This window comes from Bacillus sp. ISL-77, assembly GCF_018613105.1.
In genome coordinates this window covers 1-21,427 of sequence record NZ_JAGGQY010000013.1, presented here as the reverse complement: position 1 = coordinate 21,427, position 21,427 = coordinate 1, and the positions used below count along the sequence as shown (strand labels likewise).

At 38.7% G+C, this 21,427-nt stretch carries 21 protein-coding genes; 12 read left to right on the top strand and 9 right to left on the bottom strand.

The features are described from left to right. The first annotated feature begins 561 nt into the window (after positions 1–561). Positions 562–1,212, top strand: a complete 651-nt coding sequence (trhA, locus tag J7E77_RS04875) for a PAQR family membrane homeostasis protein TrhA (protein ID WP_214712815.1) — start codon at positions 562–564, stop codon at positions 1,210–1,212. 190 nt (positions 1,213–1,402) lie between these two features. Here the strand turns inward: trhA and J7E77_RS04870 are convergent, their stop codons facing one another. Beyond that, entirely contained in the window at positions 1,403–2,773 is a 1,371-nt protein-coding gene (locus J7E77_RS04870; protein WP_214712991.1) for an MFS transporter, read from the bottom strand. Between the two features lie 151 nt (positions 2,774–2,924). Here J7E77_RS04870 and J7E77_RS04865 point away from each other — a divergent pair, with 151 nt between their 5' ends. From J7E77_RS04865 to J7E77_RS04850, 4 genes are all read left to right on the top strand, one after another. Beyond that, positions 2,925–3,938 carry an XdhC family protein gene (locus J7E77_RS04865; RefSeq protein WP_214712813.1) on the top strand — a complete coding sequence of 338 codons (1,014 nt, stop codon included), beginning with the start codon at positions 2,925–2,927 and terminating at the stop codon, positions 3,936–3,938. 92 nt (positions 3,939–4,030) lie between these two features. Beyond that, positions 4,031–6,355 (top strand): xanthine dehydrogenase family protein molybdopterin-binding subunit, encoded by a 2,325-nt coding sequence (locus tag J7E77_RS04860; protein WP_214712806.1) that lies wholly within the window; start codon positions 4,031–4,033, stop codon positions 6,353–6,355. Next, positions 6,355–7,188 (top strand): FAD binding domain-containing protein, encoded by an 834-nt coding sequence (locus J7E77_RS04855; protein ID WP_214712799.1) that lies wholly within the window; start codon positions 6,355–6,357, stop codon positions 7,186–7,188. Before J7E77_RS04860 ends, J7E77_RS04855 begins: the two co-directional genes overlap by 1 nt. 60 nt (positions 7,189–7,248) lie before the next feature. Next, entirely contained in the window at positions 7,249–7,683 is a 435-nt protein-coding gene (locus J7E77_RS04850) for a (2Fe-2S)-binding protein (RefSeq protein ID WP_214712990.1), read from the top strand. Positions 7,684–7,741: 58 nt separating this feature from the next. On the opposite strand, the gene J7E77_RS04845 is transcribed toward J7E77_RS04850, so the two are convergent. Next, positions 7,742–9,808 carry a peptidoglycan D,D-transpeptidase FtsI family protein gene (locus J7E77_RS04845; RefSeq protein ID WP_214712797.1) on the bottom strand — a complete coding sequence of 689 codons (2,067 nt, stop codon included), beginning with the start codon at positions 9,806–9,808 and terminating at the stop codon, positions 7,742–7,744. A gap of 260 nt (positions 9,809–10,068) precedes the next feature. Between J7E77_RS04845 and J7E77_RS04840 the strand changes: the two genes are divergently transcribed. The 4 genes from J7E77_RS04840 to pssA all read left to right on the top strand — a co-directional run bounded on the left by J7E77_RS04840 (position 10,069) and on the right by pssA (position 14,270). Continuing rightward, entirely contained in the window at positions 10,069–11,601 is a 1,533-nt protein-coding gene (locus tag J7E77_RS04840) for a carboxypeptidase M32 (protein ID WP_214712796.1), read from the top strand. Between the two features lie 294 nt (positions 11,602–11,895). After that, positions 11,896–12,684: a TerC family protein gene (locus tag J7E77_RS04835; protein ID WP_214712794.1), complete on the top strand. Its 789-nt coding sequence runs from the start codon at positions 11,896–11,898 to the stop codon at positions 12,682–12,684. A 193-nt stretch (positions 12,685–12,877) separates the two neighbouring features. Then, positions 12,878–13,549 (top strand): phosphatase PAP2 family protein, encoded by a 672-nt coding sequence (locus J7E77_RS04830; protein WP_214712792.1) that lies wholly within the window; start codon positions 12,878–12,880, stop codon positions 13,547–13,549. 94 nt (positions 13,550–13,643) lie between these two features. After that, complete coding sequence (gene pssA, locus J7E77_RS04825; protein ID WP_251026664.1) at positions 13,644–14,270, top strand: CDP-diacylglycerol--serine O-phosphatidyltransferase; 627 nt, start codon at positions 13,644–13,646, stop codon at positions 14,268–14,270. A gap of 72 nt (positions 14,271–14,342) precedes the next feature. On the opposite strand, the gene qoxD is transcribed toward pssA, so the two are convergent. Genes qoxD through qoxA form a run of 4 tightly spaced genes read right to left on the bottom strand, consistent with a single transcriptional unit; the run spans position 14,343 to position 18,184 of the window. After that, positions 14,343–14,636 carry a cytochrome aa3 quinol oxidase subunit IV gene (qoxD, locus tag J7E77_RS04820; RefSeq protein ID WP_168243207.1) on the bottom strand — a complete coding sequence of 98 codons (294 nt, stop codon included), beginning with the start codon at positions 14,634–14,636 and terminating at the stop codon, positions 14,343–14,345. Then, positions 14,637–15,242 (bottom strand): cytochrome aa3 quinol oxidase subunit III, encoded by a 606-nt coding sequence (gene qoxC, locus J7E77_RS04815; RefSeq protein WP_214712790.1) that lies wholly within the window; start codon positions 15,240–15,242, stop codon positions 14,637–14,639. It abuts the gene before it with no gap. Beyond that, positions 15,232–17,208, bottom strand: a complete 1,977-nt coding sequence (gene qoxB / locus J7E77_RS04810) for a cytochrome aa3 quinol oxidase subunit I (protein WP_214712788.1) — start codon at positions 17,206–17,208, stop codon at positions 15,232–15,234. The genes qoxC and qoxB overlap by 11 nt, the downstream gene beginning before the upstream one ends. Further along, positions 17,198–18,184: a cytochrome aa3 quinol oxidase subunit II gene (gene qoxA, locus J7E77_RS04805; RefSeq protein ID WP_214712786.1), complete on the bottom strand. Its 987-nt coding sequence runs from the start codon at positions 18,182–18,184 to the stop codon at positions 17,198–17,200. Before qoxA ends, qoxB begins: the two co-directional genes overlap by 11 nt. 372 nt (positions 18,185–18,556) lie before the next feature. Between qoxA and J7E77_RS04800 the strand changes: the two genes are divergently transcribed. Next, entirely contained in the window at positions 18,557–18,859 is a 303-nt protein-coding gene (locus tag J7E77_RS04800) for a heme biosynthesis protein HemY (protein ID WP_088086841.1), read from the top strand. A gap of 62 nt (positions 18,860–18,921) precedes the next feature. On the opposite strand, the gene J7E77_RS04795 is transcribed toward J7E77_RS04800, so the two are convergent. From J7E77_RS04795 to J7E77_RS04785, 3 genes are read right to left on the bottom strand one after another with little or no spacing between them, the layout of a single operon-like run. Continuing rightward, the gene (locus J7E77_RS04795; RefSeq protein ID WP_214712784.1) at positions 18,922–19,344 is read right to left on the bottom strand and encodes an Hsp20/alpha crystallin family protein; all 423 of its coding nucleotides are present in this window, start codon (positions 19,342–19,344) and stop codon (positions 18,922–18,924) included. A 12-nt stretch (positions 19,345–19,356) separates the two neighbouring features. After that, positions 19,357–19,599 carry a spore germination protein gene (locus tag J7E77_RS04790; protein WP_214712782.1) on the bottom strand — a complete coding sequence of 81 codons (243 nt, stop codon included), beginning with the start codon at positions 19,597–19,599 and terminating at the stop codon, positions 19,357–19,359. A 20-nt stretch (positions 19,600–19,619) separates the two neighbouring features. Further along, on the bottom strand, positions 19,620–19,886 hold the full coding sequence (locus J7E77_RS04785; protein ID WP_168243214.1) for a spore germination protein: 267 nt from the start codon (positions 19,884–19,886) through the stop codon (positions 19,620–19,622). A gap of 218 nt (positions 19,887–20,104) precedes the next feature. Here J7E77_RS04785 and J7E77_RS04780 point away from each other — a divergent pair, with 218 nt between their 5' ends. Both J7E77_RS04780 and J7E77_RS04775 read left to right on the top strand, forming a co-directional pair. Next, entirely contained in the window at positions 20,105–20,860 is a 756-nt protein-coding gene (locus tag J7E77_RS04780; RefSeq protein ID WP_214712780.1) for a Cof-type HAD-IIB family hydrolase, read from the top strand. A gap of 123 nt (positions 20,861–20,983) precedes the next feature. Further along, a complete protein-coding gene (locus tag J7E77_RS04775; RefSeq protein WP_168243216.1) occupies positions 20,984–21,184 on the top strand; it encodes a cold-shock protein in 201 nt (66 codons plus the stop codon). Positions 21,185–21,427: the final 243 nt, after the last annotated feature.

The following is a 21,427-nucleotide window of genomic DNA, read 5'->3' as shown; positions in this document are numbered from 1 at the left end:
TCTATTTCCATGATTGGTATTGTTATTGACAGGGTTTAGGAGAAGTATACTTATCCAGGTGTGGAAATTTCTATAAAAAAATTACCCGGCCATGGGGCCGGGTATTCAAACTAATCTATATTTTAAGGGGGCGGAGGTTTAAGGTTCTTCCGTGAACCTATTTAAATCTTAATGGATAATTATTAATAAATTATGAACGAAAGATTAATAGTTTAAGAAAAGATAAGGAGAGTAAATGAAAGATTTCCATTGTTGTGCGACATGCAGGCATTTTAAGGCAGAAAAAAAGCCAGAGGGGATGCTCTACTTTTGTAGTCGTTTAGGCTTTGAGACAAAAACGAACTACCAATTTAATTGCTGGAGTCCGAGAGAAAATATTAAGAAAATAATCGATAATGTTAATAAGGTTAGAAAGGAAAGTGATACTTAACGATAAGTTTCACTTTTTTTAGTTTTGGTAGATGACAAATGTCCATTGTCCTCCTTTCCAAATCATGTTATTTTCATGAATATCATTTCTATTTAATTGAATCGCGCTTTACTTGAAAGGAGGAAACCCTATTGGCAGTTACACATACTTTTTCAAAAAAAGAGGAACTAGCTAATTCCATCACACACGGAGTGGGGGCACTATTAAGCATTTCTGCGTTAGTTATTTTAATTGTATATGCATCCCTATATGGAACGGTGTGGCATGTGGTTAGCTTCACGATCTTTGGAGTAACAATGTTTATACTTTATATGTCATCTACCTTGCTTCATAGTTTACCTGAAGGAAAGGCAAAGGACATTTTTGAAATTTTTGACCATTCGTCAATTTACTTTTTTATTGCCGGGACCTACACACCATTTTTATTAATCGTAATCAAAGGAACACTAGGTTGGTCACTTTTTGGAATAGTTTGGGGACTTGCGATTGCGGGTACCGTCTTTAAATGCTTTTTTGTGAAAAAGTACCTTTTTTCATCAACGGCGCTTTATGTGGTCATGGGCTGGTTAATTGTCTTCGCATGGAAACCATTAGTGAATAATCTATCTCTGGAAGGGATGACCTATTTAGCTATTGGGGGCGCACTGTATACACTCGGAGCCATTTTCTATGTGTGGCGTGGGTTTAAATATCACCACGCAGTCTGGCACCTATTTGTATTAGCAGCCAGTGTTGCTCACTTTTTTTGTGTGTTGTTTTATGTCTTGCCGATTCATTCGTAAGTTGTTCATGAGGACAAAAATCTGTTTCGAAGACCAAACTTTGTCCTCATGGAAAGTTCATGAGGACAGAAATCAGAATGGAAGAGCGAAATTTGTCCTCATGGAGCGTTCATGAGGACAGAAATCAGAATCGAAGAGCAAGCTTTGTCCTCATGGGAGTCATGAGGACTGAAATTCGAATAGTGTGTGATTAAACATGCCGCATTTTTCTATAGTTAAATGTCTCCCGAGAAAACCATAGGCTCATTAAAAAGCTAATGATGCCCGTGAACAGTAAAACTTCCCCGATGATTTTCATATTTTCCGCTGTAACATCTTTCCCAAAGATTAATCCTAAAATGATTGAAGATAAAATGGAGCCCAAATATCGACAGGTTTGAAATAAGCCGGATGTTGTCCCAATAATCTCTTTTGGACTCTCCTTAACCATGGCCACTTGGAGAACAACATTTCCAATTCCATAGCTTAAGCCCATGATTGATAAAATAATCCCAATGCCTAAATAGGAAGTATTTACAAAAAACAGGATAAAAGCTAGTGCACCAATAATCGATATAAAAGAGCCAACCATAATCGGCAGGTTTACACCGGCCCGGTCGATCCATTTTCCTGTTACAGATGAAATAATAATGCTTATTCCAGACATAAATAACATTAACAAGCCACTCATTTCCACGCTTAAACCCAATCCTTCTTGAAAATAACTGGGCAGCCCGAAAAATAAACAATAAAAAAAGATATTCAAAAATATGAACTGGATGTACACCATCGAAAGCTTTGGATGTGTTTTAAAAATGCGAATATCAATAAATGGCTCCTTGACTCTTAACTCCCTCAGAACAAATAAACCGAAAAAGATGATTCCAACAAACCCCGACAGATAATGAATTTTTCCTTCAAAAGATAACAAAAACCATAAAAAGAATACCATTCCTGCAGCGAAGTACCCGATTCCGAGAAAATCCAAGTTGGAGAATAATTTCTTCATTTGAGCCTTATCTTGTTTGATGTCTTTCGGAAACATATACCACCCCAGCAGAAAACTGAGGATAATAAAGGGAAAATTTACCCAGAAGATGGCTGGCCAATTGCCCCAAACAATTAAGAAACCTCCAATAGTAGGCCCTAGTGCTACCATTGCCGAAGCGAAAATCGATAATACGGCAAGGGCTGAGGCCTGTCTTTCTTTGATATGGTCTCGAATTAACGACATCCCTGCTGGATAAATGGCACTGCTCCCTATCGATTGAAACAGTCTCATGACAAGCAACATGAGAAAGGTATGTGACATAGGTGCCCCAAACGCTGACAAGGCTACTAAAATGAGTCCCGTTAAAAAGGTTTTTTTCCGACCAAAAATATCACCAATCTTTCCAGTAACCGGCTGTGCTACTGCACTTGCTAAATAAAAGCTGGATATCAACCACGAAACGGTTGTAAAGGAAAGCTGAAAATCCTTCTGTATACTGTGTAATGCTAAGGCGATCATTGATGAATTAAGAGGATTTAACATCGTTCCAGAGGCGACAGCTGTTAAAAATAATGCACGATTTTTTTTCATGTCTTCATCCTTTGCTGGATTTAGAATCAGTTTATTTTTTGCAATATATTTATTTCTATGAGTGGCACATTGAAAATTTATCATTCTAGGAATAGCCTCCAAACTAATATAAATAAGATAGGAATTTTTGAGTATGAAGTGGAGGAGTCTTATGGATGATATTTATCCAATTTTAGAAGTCATTGATCAACCAGGCCAAAAGGTATTAGCAACCATTGTTCGTGTTCAAGGATCAGCATATAAAAGAGAAGGTTCTTCCATGCTTTTTTGTGAGGATGGGAAGCAATTAGGCATGTTAACTGCAGGTTGCTTGGAAACAGATTTGACCATAAAAGCTCAAGAGGTTTTCATAAAGCAGGAAGCAAAAATGTTCCATTATAATTTGGCAGATGAAGACGATATGAGTTGGGGTCAAGGTAATGGCTGCAATGGAACAATTGATATTTTACTAGAGCCAGTCTCTGAAAAATTAACAGAAGATCTCTTTGTTGTAAAAAGATCCCTAGATAACTGTAAACCTGTAATTGTGTTAAAAAAGCTCGATGAATTGGGGGAGTATCTTTTTATTGAGGAGGAAGGGGATCCGTTTGGCAATTGGTCAGGAGATATTCCTAAAATTGCCTTTACATCTAAAAGTGGAATCATTCCTGGAACTGATTCCATTTATCAACATACGTATCAACCTAGGCCAAGGCTCATAGTCTTCGGGGCAGGACAAGACGCAAAACCGCTTGTTCACCTGGCCGCGGAAACAGGATTTTCAGTAACGGTATGCGATTGGCGGGAAGAGTTTTGTCAAAAAAAATATTTTCCAAAAGCTGAGCAGCTCCTATTGGGCTTTCCTAAAAAGCTTTTGAAGCAAATTTCCTTCTCTCCCTATGATTATGTGGTCATCATGACACATCATTTTGAGAGGGATCAAGAAATATTAGAGGTGTTACGTAAGGAGCATATAAAGTACTTAGGTGTACTAGGGCCGCGGGAAAGAACCAAAAGGCTGCTTAAATATGAAAATGTCCCAACCTGGATTTATTCACCTGTGGGTAAGAATATTAGAGCAAAGGGTCCTGAGGAAATCGCTGTTAGTATAGTTGCTCAATTGATTGAGGTGTGGAGAAAGCCTGTCCATGAAAGAGTGCAACTTCTGTGGACTATTCCCGAGTAGATGAATTGTTCTTCAGTAGGTAATAACAGGTTTATAGGCCATAATAAGTTGGATTTACTCAGTATAAAATCTACTTATACATGGGGGGAGGGATGAAATTGGAGATTATTGGGAAAAACGTCATTCGCAAAGAGGCGCTTGATAAGGTGTCTGGAAGGGCGAAATATACTCATGACTATCATACGATTCCGATGCTGTCTGGCAAAATGGTCATTAGTCCTTATGGCCACGCCAAAATAGTGAAAATAGACACAACGGAGGCATCAAAGATACCTGGGGTAAGGGCAATCCTCGCTGGGAAGCACTACCCATTAACTGGGGAAGCAATCCGAGATCGACCGCCAATCGCAGTTGACAAGGTTCGTTATCATGGGGAAACTGTTGCGCTGGTTGTTGCCGATTCACCTGAGCAGGCTAAAATGGCTGCTGACCTTATTAAGGTTCAATATGAATTCTTACCGGTGGTTAATTCACCGTCACAAGCGTTTGAAAAAGGGGCACCATTAGTCCATGAACGATTAGGTGATTATAAAAAGGAAGATGGTTCTCACCCGGTGCCTGACACCAATATTGCTACCCATATTAAAATCCGCAAGGGCAATAGGGAAAAGGGCTGGAGCGAAAGTGAAACAGTGGTGGAAGCGAGTTTTTCCTTTTCCCCTTCTGATCATGTCGCAATGGAAACTAGATGTGCGTCTGCTGAGATATTACCTGAGGGGACTATCATTATTACCACTTCTTCTCAAGCCCCTTTTATGGCCAAAAGGCTTATTGCTGATTACTTTGGTGAGGATATGGGGAAAATTATTGTCCGTACTCCGCTCGTAGGTGGAGCCTATGGCGGGAAGGCAGCCGTACAGCTTGAAGTTCTTGCCTATCTAGCTTCAAAGGCAGTTGGCGGAAAACCAGTAGAGATATTGAATACGAGAGAAGAAGATATGTTAACGTCACCCTGTCACATAGGTTTAGATGCAAAAGTTAAACTTGGAGCAGACAGTAGTGGCAAAATTAAAGCAGCAGATATTCGCTTTTTGTGGGATGGCGGGGCCTATTCTGATAAAGCAATTGATTTAACAAGAGCAGGTGCAGCAGATTGCACTGGACCGTATAATATTGAAAATGTCTGGTGCGATTCGTACTGCATGTATACGAACCACCCCTATGCAGCCCCATTTAGAGGATTTAGTCATTCGGAACTTTCCTTTGCCATTGAGCGGACAGTGGATTTACTGGCGCAAAAATTAAAGCTAGACCCGCTGGAACTACGCAACATTAATGCCATAAAACCGGGGAATACCACCCCCACAAGGGTCCGCTTAAATAAAAGTAATGTTGGTAACTTATCAAAATGTATTGAGAGAGTTAGAGATTTAATGAAATGGGACGAAGGTCCAATCAAAGAAATAAGTGAACGGATGATCAGGGTAAAAGGAGTTAGCTGCAGCTGGAAAACATCGACCATTGATCCAAACGCACCATCGGGGGTCATTCTAACGTTTAATCGTGACGGTAGTATTAATTTGCTATCTGGTGTGATTGAAATTGGAACAGGGACGAAGACAGTCCTTGCTCAAATACTTGCTGAAAGGCTGAAAATGGATGTTGATAAAATTTATGTACGTATGGAAGTAGATACTCAAACAACACCAGAGCATTGGAAAACAGTCGCAAGCAGGGGAACATTTATGGCGGGTAGAGCTCTATTGGAGGCAGCAGAGGATATCATTATCCAATTGAAAGATATCGCATCAACGGTCTTAAGGGCACCAATAGAAGATCTTGAAGTAGCGAATAGTCGAGTCTTTTTACGGGATGACCCATCAATCGGAGTCCCTTTTAAAGATATTTGCTATGGTTATCAATATCCAAATGGGAATTCTATTGGTGGACAAATTATAGGTCGTGGTAATTATATTTTGCGGCATCTAACCCATTTAGATCCTGAGACTGGGGCTGGAAAACCTGGACCCGAATGGACGGTAGCAGCCTATGGAGTGGAAATCGAGTTGGATAAAAGGGATCTTACCTATCGGCTACTGAAGGCTTGTACCGTTGTTGATATTGGCAGAGTCTTAAATGAAAAAGCAGCCTTGGGTCAGGTTATGGGTGCCATGAGCATGGGATTAGCCTTTGCAGGAAGGGAAACGTTTTATTTTGACGAACTTGGCAGGGTTCTGAATCCCCAACTTCGAACGTATCGGCCACTTCGCTACGGTGAGAATCCAGAATATTTAGTAGAATTTGTGGAAACACCGCAGCTGGATGGTCCCTATGGGGCCCGCGGAGTTGGAGAGCATGGTCTAATGGGCATGCCTGCAGCACTCGGGAATGCTTTGTCGACAGCGACAGGAGTTTCACTCCATCATTTGCCTCTTATTCCAGAGTTGATTTGGAAAGCAAAGGAGGCGCAAAAATAATGCTTCCCTTTGATTTTGATTATTATAAGCCGGCCACATTGAAAGAAGCAGTCGATTTACATCAGTATTTAAATCAGCATGGCAAGCTGCCGATGTTCTTTTCGGGAGGAACCGAATTAATTACACTTGGAAGAATAGATTTAGCCTATACCGAAGCTGTTATTGATATAAAGGATATCCTCGAATGCAATGTTATGCAGGTTAGTGGTGATCATTTGCTGCTTGGCAGTACCCTCTCACTTACAAAAATAGAAGAAGCAAATCTTTTCCCATTATTAACGAAAACTGCCAGTCAAGTCGCTGATCATACGGCTCGAGGGAAGATTTCATTAGGAGGGAATATCTGTGCTCGGATTTTTTACCGGGAAGCTGTTTTGCCATTTTTACTTTCTGATAGCCAAGTTTTAATTGTCGGACCAGAAGGAAAAAAGATGGTGCCAATCAATGAGATATTTTTAGAGAAGCTTCAACTGAAAAAAGGGGAATTTCTCGTTCAATTAGCAACAGAAACACGGTTTATTAAAGCACCGTTCTTTAGTTTCAAGCGTCGTCAGCAGTGGGACACTGGCTACCCTTTGATCACGGTAGCGGCATTAAAAATAGGTCAGGAAGTACGTGTCGCAATCAGTGGCTTTTGCCCTTTTCCATTTCGGTCAAAAGAACTGGAAGCTTCGTTAAATAAAAGAAATCTGCCAGTAGTTTCAAGGATTGATGAGGGGGTTTCCAAATTACCAAAGCCTATTTTAGATGATGTGGAAGGGTCAGCAAAATATAGGCTATTTGTTTTGCGGAATCTATTGATGGATGTGTTAGCAGTTTTGGATGGAACTTGAAGTTAGATTCATAAAATAAAAAAAGGAGGGGAGAGTAACTTGAAATCTCACACAATTACGATGAATATAAATGGAGAAAATCGAAGTGTAACCGTTCGGTCTGCCGATACACTTTTATATACGGTCCGGGATAAACTTGGGTTGACAGGTGCAAAACCGGGCTGTTTAAACGGAGACTGCGGCGCATGTACAGTTAATGTAGAAGGGTGGCCGATGAAATCATGTTTAATGCTTGCTGTTGAAGCGATGGGAAAAAAAGTAACAACCATTGAGGGGTTGGAGAATACCCCTATCCAGCAGGCTTTTGTGGAAAACTTTGCATTTCAATGCGGTTACTGCACCCCCGGCTTTATTATGAATTGCCATTCGTTAATACTAAAGCATCCAGAAGCAGATGATCAAATGATTAAAGAATGGCTGGAGTCGAATATCTGCCGATGTACCGGCTATGCTGAAATTGAAAGGGCATTGAAATCAGTGCTCAAGAAGAAGTGACAAAAGGGGAACGATCTAACGAAAAAGGATGCCATTTTGTGGCACCCTCGACCATGATTTATTTTTTTTTCATTTCAAAATAGGTGTCCAGTACACGGCGGCCAATTTTCAGGTTTGCTCGGTTGTCTTTTTTTCCCTGATATGCCCATGGAACAATAACGGCCATGGCGATTTCTGGATTCGAACTAGGGGCGTAGCTAACCAGGCTTAGGTTCATTACTGGAGGAGGTTCCTTACCAAACCTATATCGCTCCGGTCCGTCATAAAAGGCTTCTGCTGTACCTGTTTTACCAGCAGGTGAGTAGGGTGCAGTGCTGAAGTACTTATAGGCCGTACCGCCACGTTCTTGCATGACCTTTTTAAAACCTAATCGGACACGGTACATCCAATCTGGTTTCACATCAATCGTGTTAAGGACGGTTGGAGAGATTTCTTGTACAACAGGACCTAGTTCATCTTTCCCTTCCTTTGGTTCGAGCATTTGTTTGACCACATGTGGCTGCATTCGATATCCACCATTCGCAATTGTTGAAACATATTGTACCAACTGCATGGCGGAATAGGTATCATATTGTCCAATCACAAGGTCAAGCAAATATCCAGGCAGGTGGCTCTGACCTTTAAATCCGGTTTGTTCATTTGGTAAATCAATTCCAGTTCTTGATCCAAGGCCAAACGAAGCAAATGAGTTTCTAATTGTGTCAAAAGCCTTCGCGCTAATATTTAAGGGTTTATCATATTCATAATGACCTTTTCCAATTCTAATTGCCGTATGAAACATATAAACGTTAGAAGATAATTTTAGGGCATTAATTTCGTTTAATTTTCCTAAGTAGGCATATGATTTTTTTAGAGGAGTAGCTTGAATTTTTAAACCTTTATCATCAAAAACAGTTCCGGGGCCAATCGCACTTGTTTTATAACCAGTCAAAATCGTGGCACCCTTGACAGTCGAACCCACGTTATACGTGGTGGTAAAGGTCCCGAGGGCATCATCTTCCATTTCAACTCTGCCAGTTTGTTTGTTTCTGACTATTTTTTTACCTGACATGGCTAAAACTTCGCCTGTTTTTGGGTTCATTAAGACAACATAGGCACGGTCAGTTAAAAAAGTACCAGGATATCTTTTAGCTGCCCAAAGCTCCTCCTCTATGATCCGATCCACTTTCATTTGCAAATCCATATCAATACTTAAGACAAGGTCTTTTCCCTTTTTTCCCTTTGATGCGGGATGATTTTCAATTATATTGCCTGTTTTATCAGTTACATTTTTTAATTTTGATTTATAGCCGTGAAGAACATCTTCATACTGCCATTCAAGTTGACTTTTGCCGACACGATCATTACGGCTGTAATCCCGAGCCAAGAAGTATTCTAATTGTTCAGCTGGCAGCCCTTCATCTGATTTGGTGACTTTTCCTAACACGGACTTTAAGGTTCGGTCAAAAGCATAGCACCTCTCCCAGTCGGTAGTAGTATCCACCCCGGGAAGGGATTGGAGATTTTCGCTCACAACGGCCAATTCTTTAGCGGTAACTCCTTCATTTTTAATAATCTGTGTTGTAAATTTGTACCCACTATTGAACTCTTTAAAAAGTGCAAGTATCTCAAGTCTATCTTTATTTATTTCCTTTAATTCTTCAGGTGTTATGCGCTCCAATTTTAACTGATAAATATCCCAGTCTGTTAATTTTTTGGCATAATATAATTCCATTTCATTCTTTGTGATTTTGGCATTAGCACGCTCAGGATTATTCATAATCCAGAAATCAAGTTTATCCCTTTCGGTTACCTTATCTGTTTTTTTATTGATTAGTTTTGCTAATTTTTCAGCGGTTTCAAGCATTTGTGGTTGGCTAAATCCCTCGTTCGTGTAACTGATCGCATTCTTTGGGACATTATCAACGATGATTCTGTAATCCCGATCAAGTATTTTTCCTCTTGGGACAGGATTACTGACCGTTACATCTTCTTTTCTTTCTAAATCTCTTTTAAAATTTTCACCATACACGATTTGCACAAAGCCAAGCCGGAGGATTAAAACAGAAAATAGTAAAAAAACACTAAAAAAAATGATATTTAACCGAAAGGGGAAGTGTGACTTCTTCTTTTTCTGTTTATCCAAATTGCCTGCACATCCTTTTTACAGAACAAAAATGTTTACATATATATCCTGCCCATTTGTAAATAGTGGTATGAAAATTGATCAAATTCTTTAAGTGATGGGATCATTTATCGACAGTATTTATGTTTCTATGAATTTTTTGTCTATAAAAAAATTTCTAATTTTTTCCTATATTTGAAATTTTAATTTATAATAAATTGGGATGTGGTTGTTTTCTTGAACGAACATCTTTAGAAACATGATTAGGAGGTCTGTATATTATGGAACAGAAAGTGATCGATCCAGCTGTACAAAGGGCAATAGCTCAATTTAAGGGTTTGGATGAAAAAATCACCCATTTTTCAAGTATCATCGGTTTGGCTGATTGGGATCAAAAGGTCATGGCACCGAAAAAAGGGAGAAGTATCTTTGCCAAGGCAACTGGCACACTTAGGACGGAAATTTTTAAACTCTCTGTCTCTCAGGAAATGGGCAACTTGCTAACGGAACTAACTCTTCCTGACAACTTTGATTTATTAGATGAAGTAACAAAAGCAAAAGTTAGAGAATATAGAGCGTACTACCAAAAATCGAAGAGCATTCCTGCTGACCTTTTTCAGGAATATAGCATTCTAACAGCACAGGCAAATGATGCCTGGGAAGAGGCTAGGGAAAACAATGATTTTGCCTGCTTCCTGCCCTATTTAGAAAAAATCGTTGAGTACAAACGGAAATTTGCTGAAATATATGGATATGTTGACCACCCATACGATGCTCTCTTGGATGAATTTGAACCTGGATTAACGGTTAAGAGACTGGATCCGCTATTTGCCAAGTTAAGAGATTCTAGTGTTAAACTATTAGAACGAATTCAACAAAATGGAAAGCGGACACAGGCGGAAATTTTTGATCAATCGTTTGCAATTGAAAAACAAAAGGAATTTAATCGCTTTATCTTGCCTATCATTGGTTTTGACCTTGAGGCCGGCAGGTTGGATGAAACGGTCCATCCGTTTGCCCAAACCGTTAATACTGGAGATGTACGGTTAACAACTCGATATTTAGAAAGAAACGTCCGGTCCGCACTATTCGGTACAATTCATGAAGCGGGTCATGGAATTTATGAACAGAATATCAACCCTGATTATGAGGAATCAGTTCTCCAAAGCGGAGCATCTTTCGGAATCCATGAATCGCAATCGAGGTTTTTAGAAAATATGGTCGGCCGCAGCAAGGCTTTCTGGACATACTTTTACCCTAAACTGCAGGAGTATTTTCCGAAACAGCTCGAAACTATTTCTGTGGATGAATTTTATCGGGCGGTTAATACTGTGAAACCCTCATTTATCCGTGTAGAAGCAGATGAGTTAACGTATAATTTGCATATTATGCTTCGTTATGAAATCGAAAAGGCATTAATAAGCGGTGAGATCGAAGCGAAAGACCTTCCGACTGTCTGGAACCAGAAAATGCAGGATTACCTTGGTGTAACACCAAGTACTGATTCAGAAGGCGTACTCCAAGATGTTCATTGGTCATTTGGCGGTATTGGTTATTTTCCGTCCTATTCATTAGGAAATCTCTATGCAGCGCAGATCCTCGTGACGATTCAAAGAGAACTTCCAGAATTCTACAACCATATCGAAAATGGCAGATTTGACCTGATTCAAGATTGGTTAAAAGAAAATATTCATCAGTACGGTAAGCTTTACACCCCAAATGAATTGATTGTAAAGGTAACGGGTGAGGAATTAAACGCCGAATACCTTGTCGAGTACCTTGAGAAAAAATATGCAGAGGTTTACGAATTGTAACTATTTAAGTTTATTAAACATGGAAACTCACATTGACAATAAACTTGAATTATATTATAGTATGATTAATTAAATATTTCCTTTTTAAAGGGGAGTAGCTGCTACAATAAAGTCGTCATTCCGAGAATTCAATTCTCCGGCTTTATTGGCAACATTTACGTTGTTAGCAAGACCTTTACTTTACTGTAAAGGTCTTTTTGTGTCTTTTTAGGCCTTTACTGTAACCAGTAAAGGCCTATTTTTATGGCGTAAGGGAGTATTTTAAAAAAACAAACTTTTGAGGAGGAAACATTCATGGACTTAACTCTGTTACTCGAATACGGCTGGGTGTTAATGATCTTGGTGGCATTAGAAGGTCTGTTAGCTGCAGACAACGCTTTAGTACTCGCAATTATGGTTAAGCAATTACCCGAGGAAAAACGTAAGAAGGCCTTATTTTATGGTTTAGCCGGAGCCTTTGTGTTCCGCTTTGCTTCCTTGTTCGTGATTTCATTTCTTGTTGATGTATGGCAGGTTCAAGCAATTGGGGCTCTTTATTTACTGTTTATGGCTGGAAATCATATATTCCGTAAGGTAATCAAAGGGAAGGCAGCAGAGGATAAAGAGGAGAAGGAAGGATCAAAAAAAAGCAGCTTTTGGATGACTGTATTAAAAGTCGAAGTGGCTGACATTGCTTTTGCGGTTGATTCGATTCTTGCTGCTGTCGCGATGGCGGTTGCTTTACCAGACACTCCACTGCCTAATATCGGCGGTCTGGATGGTGGTAAATTCTTAGTTATTTTCGCTGGCGGCATTATTGGTCTAATTATTATGAGGTTTGCAGCAAATCAGTTTGTAAAGCTCTTAGAAAAACGTCCAGGTCTTGAAATTGCTGCCTTTACGATTGTTGGCTGGGTCGGTGTGAAGCTTGCAGTTTACACCTTATCACATCCAGCATTGGCTATTTTAAGCGAGGAATTTGCGCATTCAATGGGATGGAAAGTAACCTTTTATGTTGTGTTGGTAGGTATTGCTGCCGCAGGCTGGTTTTTCTCCAAAGACAACAGCACAGAACCAATGAGAAAAGAACAAGAGACTTTATAATTATTAATTCATTTTAAGCCTAATAAAAGGCAGACTAAAAAGTTCTGCCTTTTATTATTAATCCTAACTAAGAACATACATTTTTGAGATACTTTTCAAAGTCTCAGTGATAGTATAGACAGTAAAGGCTTAAACTAAGAGCACCTTATTATCGTACAATCACAATTCCAATTTGCCTGAGAGGTTTGAGTTGATGAATTTAAAAACGTATCTTGTTATTGCCTTTAGCATTAGTGCTGTTTCCATAATTGGATTTAGTTTGATATCCTTATTGATAAGTGATCAGAAAATCATCTATTTTGACCGTACAGTAATTGATATGGTCCAAGGGTCTGAAACATTGGTTCTTACAAATGTGATGAAATTTTTTACGTTTATTGGTTCTGCCCCTTTTGTCATTGTTCTTAGTCTTTTTCTGTTATTTTTTCTCTATAAAGTACTTCATCATCGCTTGGAATTAATATTGTTTGCTGCGGCAATCACGGGATCGGCGATATTAAATGATATCTTAAAGCAGTTTTTTCAAAGAGTCCGTCCTGATTTCCATCGTTTAATTGATATTGAAGGCTATAGTTTTCCAAGTGGACATGCGATGAATGCTTTTACGGTTTATGGTATTCTTTCGTTTTTATTATGGCGTCATATTCCAAGCAGGTTTGGCAGAGGTGTGTTAATCTCCGTAAGCATGGTAATGATTTTAGCAATCGGAATCAGCCGAATCTATTTAGGTGTCCATTATCCAAGCGATATAATCGGCGGCTATTTTGCAAGTGGGTTCTGGATTACAATGGCGATTTTGTTTTTTCAATATTACCAAGAGAAACGTTATAATAAGAAGAAACAACGAGAAAAGGGTATTGCATGATTATCTTAATTAGTATGGAGTGATACATATCATCAGAAACAGTATTCCTAATTTATTTACGATTTCTAATTTATTTTTTGGATTTTTATCAATTATGTATTCTGCGCAAGGGGATTACAAAAACGCAGCCATTTTAATTTTGATAGGGATGATGCTCGATAGCATGGATGGCCGAATTGCAAGAATGTTACGGGTGGATAGTGAATTGGGGAAAGAATTAGACTCTTTAGCGGATGTAGTTACCTTCGGGGTGGCCCCTGCAATGATGGCATATTATTCCTACTTTTCTGAATTTGGGGTAGCAGGCATGGCCATTTCTGGTCTATTTCCTTTATTCGGTGCCTATCGGTTAGCTCGGTTTAATATTAATGCAGTTAAATCATCCAATAAGTATTTTACTGGTGTCCCAATAACGGCCGCAGGGGGATTGTTAACACTTCTTACCTTGTTCCACGGGAAAATGCCAGCGATTATCCTTCCTTTTGCCTTTTTTATTCTGTGCTACTTGATGGTTAGTACCATTAAAATTCCTAGCCTAAAGGATATCCCGCTTCCAAAATACGGAATTATCGTCACACTATTTTTGGGATACGCCATATACCTTGTCTTTAAAAAAGAACAGCATCGCTTTCCGTACTTCATATACGTAGCAATACCGCTTTATATAGCTTTTATCGGCTACCAATTAGTTCGGAACAAAAGAAAAAATAGTCCAAAATAAAGAAGGGTGTCAGGCACAATGTGAAATTTTCACATGGTGCCTGACACCCTATTTTTATTTCTATTTCCTTACTTACATTCCAAACGACATGACCCAAATGGATCCAGCAACGGTTACGAAGGCAATGAAGAAGCCGTAGATGACGTTGATGATTTGGGATTTACCATCTTCTCCTTCGTTCATATGCATGAACATATATAATTGAAGGGCAGCTTGGATTACAGCTAAAGAGCCTATAATCCAAAGGATGGTTGTAAAGGGAAGAGAGGTTTTTAGTGCCACACCAAGTGCAGCAAAGGTTAGCACTAATGACATGATAAAACCTAACACGTGTGTAAGCGGAAACCCTTTTGTATTTTTAGCCATTTATGCCACCATCCTTGCTAAATACACAAATGTGAAAATAAAAATCCAGACAACATCTAAAAAGTGCCAATATAGACCGATAATAAATGTTTTACGGGCAGTAACAGGTGTTAAACCTCTTTTTAATATTTGAATAATCACCATGGTTGCCCAGCCGATACCCATGCTCACGTGCAGTCCATGTGTACCAAGTAAAACAAAGAAGCTAGATAGAAAAGCACTGGTTTGCATTGTTGCTCCTTCTTGCACATAATGGATGAACTCCGTTATCTCCATGAATACGAAGCCAGCACCAAGTAGAAGGGTAATAATGAACCATAATAATAGACCATTACGGTTATGGCGGCGCATCTCATAGATCGCAAGACCACAAGTAAAACTACTTGTTAAAAGAAGTATGGTTTCAATCATCACATCTTTTATTTCAAAAAGGTCCTTTGGTGTGGGACCACCTGCGTACCTCGCACTTAGAACAGAAAAGACGGCAAAGAGAGTTCCAAAGAGGACAATCTCAGCTCCTAAGAAAATCCAAAATCCTAGAATATTCATCCGGTTCTGTTCTGTTTGATATTCGAGCGGTAAGGCTGTATTTACATTAGCTGACATGGCTGTTCCCCCCTTTATCGACGTTACGCCATGCTTTTTCCGTTTCCTTTATTTCGTCAACAGTAACATGGAAGCCATCGTTATAATCGAACGAACGAATGATTAATCCAATAATTATTCCAACAGAGGCTACCAGAGCCGCAATTTTCCATTCAAAGACAAGGAAGAATCCGGCGATGCCAAAGATAACCCCCATATAGATTGGTAAGCCTGAATTACTTGGCATATGGATTTCTTTAATTTCGTCGTCTTTCAGGGTCAATCCTTCGTTATCCTTTTTCATATACCAGAAGGCATCAACAGATTTCACTTCAGGTAATTTCGCAAAGTTATAGAATGGAGGTGGTGAAGCAGTAGCCCATTCTAAGGTTCTTGCATCCCAAGGGTCGTTTGAAATATTACGGTCCGCATAGCGTGCACTCCAATAAATGTTATAGCAAAGAGCACCAAAGCCGATAGCTAAAATCACTGCGCCAATGGTAGATAACATGAATAATGGTGCATAGCCTGATTCAGCTGAATACGTGTATGAACGGCGGACAGCACCGTCTAAGCCTAGGAAGAACATCGGCATAAACGTTAAGTTAAATCCAATCGTAAAGAACCAGAAATGAATTTTACCGATTTTTTCATTTAGCATATGTCCGAACATTTTTGGCCACCAGTAATATAACCCGGCAAACACCGCAAACACAACACCAGGAATTAACACATAGTGGAAGTGAGCGACAAGGAATAGGGTATTGTGATATTGATAATCTGCAGCACCCATGGCAAGCATAACTCCAGTTACACCACCAATGATAAAGCAAGGAATGAACGCAAGCGCCCACAGCATCGCTGTTGTAAACTCGATTCGACCTTTTCTCATCGTGAATAACCAGTTAAACATTTTGACACCAGTTGGAATAGCAATCATCATCGTCGTAATGGAGAAAACAGAGTTGACTCCTGGTCCGGCCCCCATCGTAAAGAAGTGGTGAACCCAAACAAGCATACTTAAAAACGCAATTCCAACAATGGAGAATACCATTGATTTATAACCGAACAGCATTTTTCTAGAAAAGGTTGAAATAACCTCAGAGAACATCCCAAATGCTGGAAGAACCACGATATATACTTCAGGGTGACCCCATAACCAGAATAAGTTGGCCCACATCATATCCATACCGCCACCGCTTAAGGTGAAGAAGTGCGTTCCAAAGATCCGGTCAAAGGTCATCAAGGCAAGTGCGACAGTGAAAATTGGAAAGGAAGCCACAATAATAACCGATGCAATGAATGAAGTCCAAGTAAACATTGGCATTTTCATTAGTGTCATGCCTTTAGTTCTCATTTTTAATATAGTTACGATAAAATTAATTCCTGTCATTAACGTACCAATCCCAGCAATTTGCAGGGCAATAGCGTAATAGTTATTTCCGATCCCAGGAGTAAATTCTTTACCTGCAAGAGGGAAATAGGCTGTCCAGCCGGCATCCGGGGAACCGCCAATGACAAACGAAATATTAAACAACATAGCACCACTAAAGAACAACCAGAAGCTTAGAGCGTTAAGTTGAGGGAATGCCACGTCACGCGCGCCAATTTGCAGCGGAATCACCACGTTCATTAAACCAATTAATAATGGCATCGCCGCAAACAAAATCATGATCACACCGTGTGTGGTAAAAATTTCATTGTAATGCTGCGCATCTAAAAATTTCATCTCTGGACGAGAGGTTTGAGCCTTCATTAAAAGACCGTCTACGCCTCCCCGGAAAAACATCAGCACACCAGAAAGGATGTACATAATCCCAATCCGTTTATGATCAACGGTTGTCAACCATTCTCTCCAAAGCCATTTCCATTTCTTTAAATAGGTAACCCCTGCTACAATTCCTATCATTGTTAATAGAATAGCAATCTGAGAACCTAGTATTAATGGGTTGCCGACGATAAAAAAGTCATGCCAATTAATGCCCATTGTGCTCACCTCCATCTGATTTCTCGCCCATGTCCATACTTTCCATTCCATCCATGTCCATAGAATGACCATTTGTTTCTTTCTCTTTAAAAATCTTTCCTTTGACGCCATGTACTTCGTACAATTCAGGATTTGTATAAGTTTTAGAATTCATATCAGCATGATTTACCCATGCTAGATGAGTTCCCAGGAATGTTTCACGACCTAAGTGTGTAGGTTTTAGAAGTTGATTGTATTTCTTTTCTGTTAACTTTGGGGCAGTATCTTTGACATCCTTAACCCACTTTTCAAAGGCTTGCGGGGATTTCGCTTCAACTGTAAATTCCATATCAGCATATCCCTTGCCGTTAAAGTTTGTATTTTTACCTAGAAATTCTCCAGGTTTGTCTGCTGTGAGATACAACTCTGTCTCCATTTTGTTCATGGTATACTTTTGACCACCTAAAGCAGGAACCCAGAAGGATTGCATTGTACCAGCAGAGGTTAACTTAAACTGTACCGGAGTGCCAGCAGGAATATTCACATAGTTCACTGTCTCGATCCCTTGTTCTGGATAGCTAAAAATCCACTTCCAATCAGCTGATGTTACATTAATGGTAATAGGTTTTTTATTTTCATACCCGGCAGGTACTTTCTCTAATTTATAGATTGTTTTAACAGTAGGAACCGTTAAAGCAATGACAATCAGAATAGGAATGACAGTCCAAATAATCTCTAATTTTGTACTGCCGTGTTCTTCAGGCGGTTCGTAATCTGCATTTTCAGGTTTCGCACGATATTTCCAAATGATATATCCAAATAAACCGAATACAACGACAACCACTAACAGCATAAAAATAAGTGACCAGTTAATTAATTCTAGAATGTCACGTGCGGCAGGGCCTTTTGGATCAAAGACGACCATATTCGTACAGCCGCTTAAAAGTAAAGTTGGTACTAAAGCTAACAGTGGAATGATGTAGCTTTTTTTAAACATGAATATTTCTCCCTTCTAGAATGTTCATTTTTTGATATGATTATCGTGAATTCATTCACAAACAAAACCAGACTAATTCCTTCCTTCATTGTAATAGATGTAAAAATTTAAATTAATTATCATTTAATATTAATTAGTCTGTATGTATTTCCTAAAATCTATATTAACAACATTGCTGTGATGTTAATATAGGTTTTTAGATTAAATTGTGACAAATTTGTTAAGGATTTAAAATCCCTTACTAGGAAAAATTAGGTAAGTTAATTTTACAAAAAGTACATTTATGTCTTTTGTTGTTTCAAAGCTAAACATTGTATTTTGGATTAAAAGTGGGATAATATAAAGGAATTCATAGTTAGAGGAGAGCACAAAATGAAGGTAAAAGTTAATCGGAATGCAGCAAAAGCATTGAAGAAAATGATGGAACAAGAAGAGGCACAAGGGAAATTGTTTCGAGTATATGTGACAAGTATCCACGGGGACCACGCCCATTATGATTTAAAGCTTGATACACCAACAGAAAACGATGTAGTGGTTACAAGTGATAAAGAAATTGACTTTATTCTTGATAAAAATGATCCGACCTTAAATAATATCTGGATTCAATATTTCCAATTACCAAAAGAAGAATGGCTAATTACCAACCCAACAATGGGCGTACATCATCACCATTAATAAAACAAGAAAAAACGCTTGTGAGTTCACTGCGTTTTTTTTGTGAATATATTCTTTTCTTTCTATTGAAAATTATTCAACACACTTTTTCGAGGATAGGATATATGAAGTAGTCCATTATTAATTTGTGTTTGCATTAAATGAGCATAAGTTGGTTCTGGAAGTTCAATGACGCGTTCAAAATCACCATAGATTCGCTCTCTTTTCATTCCCATTTCAAATGGTAGAACCGGCTTTATTCTGCCATTAATTTTTAAATGTGTATTTGTGATTAAGTTAATTGAAAGATCTTCTTGATTTACTCCAGGTATTTCAAAAATAATAAAGTAATAATTTTCATTTAGATATATATCAAATTTTGGATTACATACCGCTTCTCTAAAAAATTCATCAGGATGTTTTTGCTTAAGTACGCTAGACCAAAAATTGCTCTCTCTATACTCATTTGTAATCTCTAGCCATTTTCTCATTTTTTCTATATCCATCTTACTACTCCTTTAAAGTTGATTGGCGATAGGCATAGAAGGGTTAGCTATTTGATCCTGATCACTAACATCTGGATCTAGATTGCCAGAGTTCATAAGAGAAGAAGCCGGTGAAAAATCACCCAAAGAAAAATTTGCTCCGACAAATTTACTATTAGCAGTATGGCTGTTATGCACAGTAGGACCTATATCAACATTTCCGTTTTGCGTAGCTCCATTAATCTTAAAATTTAAAATATTTATTTGAAATGGCATATCATATAACCCCTATAATGTTAGATTGGTGGTACAGGTTGAATGGGTTTATTTACATTGGCAACATCAGTAGTTCCAATTGAAGTTTGATCATTGACGTCAGGATCATTTAATAGGTTTTCCATCATTGCTTCAGTGGGTGAAGTATCTCCATATGAAGCATTAATTCCTTGTGATTTAGTATTGGAAGTGGGACTATTATGAGATGCTTCCCCTATAGTTATGGAACCATTACCCGAAATACTGTTAATTTTTAAATAATATAAATTGATTACAACCGATGGCATCTTTAAACACCTTTCTATCCTTTGGCTTATGGGTACTATATGCTAAAGTGTGCCTATTTGTTACTTAATGGTACTCCTGTATTATGATTGAATGTGGATTCGCAGGGTTCTTCTTTGTTTAACGTAAATGTATTATGTAAACTTAATAATTTGATTAGTTTTTAGTAATGGTGTTAATCTTATAATGGGAAAAGTTAGAAGGGAGAATGTTTATACATATGGATAATTTTATAAATGATGTTGAAATCAAATTAGTAGCACTTGATATGGATGGCACACTTTTAAATAATAAAGGCCAGATATCGGAAGCAAATCGCCAGGCAATCAGAGCTGCAAAGGACAAAGGGATTTTTGTCGTTCTAAGTACTGGACGTTCTGTGATTACTAGTCGAGAGCATGCTGATTCATTGGAGCTGAATTCATATTTGGTAACGGTAAATGGAAGTGAAATTTGGGATGAGAAACGGGAATTAGTGGAAAGGAATTTGGTCAAATCGGAGCTGGTTGAGTGGATGTGGGGGTTATCTCAACAGCATAACACAAAATTTTGGGCGATTAGTACCGAGCGTAATTGGCATAATGAAATGCCGGCTGACCTACATACACTGGAATGGATGAAATTTGGTTTTAATATCGATGATGACGCAACAAGAGCACTAATCTTTAATGAATTACAGGCTAAAGGTGAATTTGAATTAAGCAATTCAACCCTGAAGAACATTGAAGTAAATCCAGCTGGAATTAATAAAGCCAAGGGGCTTGGGATTGTTTGCAGCCGACTGGGATTGGAAATGAAAAATGTTATGGCCGTAGGAGATAGCCTTAATGATTTAGCGATGATCAAAGCTGCGGGTTTGGGTGTAGCAATGGGAAATGCTCAGGATACGGTAAAGGAGTCCGCTGACTGGGTAACAGCAACCAATGAAGAGGATGGAGTAGCGAAGGCAATCCGTAAATGGGTGCTGTCAAAATAAAATATGGACGATAAAATTTTTTAGGAATTAGTTTGGTATATGCAATCCATAAATGGGTAAAAATAATTAGGCAAGTCAATTTGCAATTTACATGTAATTGTTACATGCTAGGAGGCTACAAAAATGGAAAATGGTAAAGTAAAATGGTTTAATGGTGAAAAAGGTTTTGGATTCATTGAGCGTGAAGGTGGAGAAGATGTATTTGTTCACTTCTCAGCTATTCAAGGCGAAGGATACAAAACATTAGATGAAGGTCAAGAGGTTACGTTTGAAATTGAAAGTGGTCAACGTGGACCACAAGCAGTAAACGTCCGTAAAGCATAATGACCCGCCGATAAAACAGGCCCAAGCATTTGGGTCTGTTTTTTATTGGAAAAAGCGTTCTGTGTGAACAATGAATGAGCGTCCGATTTACAAAAAACCCTCTACATAAATGGAGGCCACTGAAAAACTTCAGTTTTTTATGTTTGAAGTATAGCTAGGGATAAAAAAAAAGCATCTAATCGTCCTAATGGAACGATTGGATGCTTTTTTCCTTTATTTCGACTACACATTTATGTACTGTCT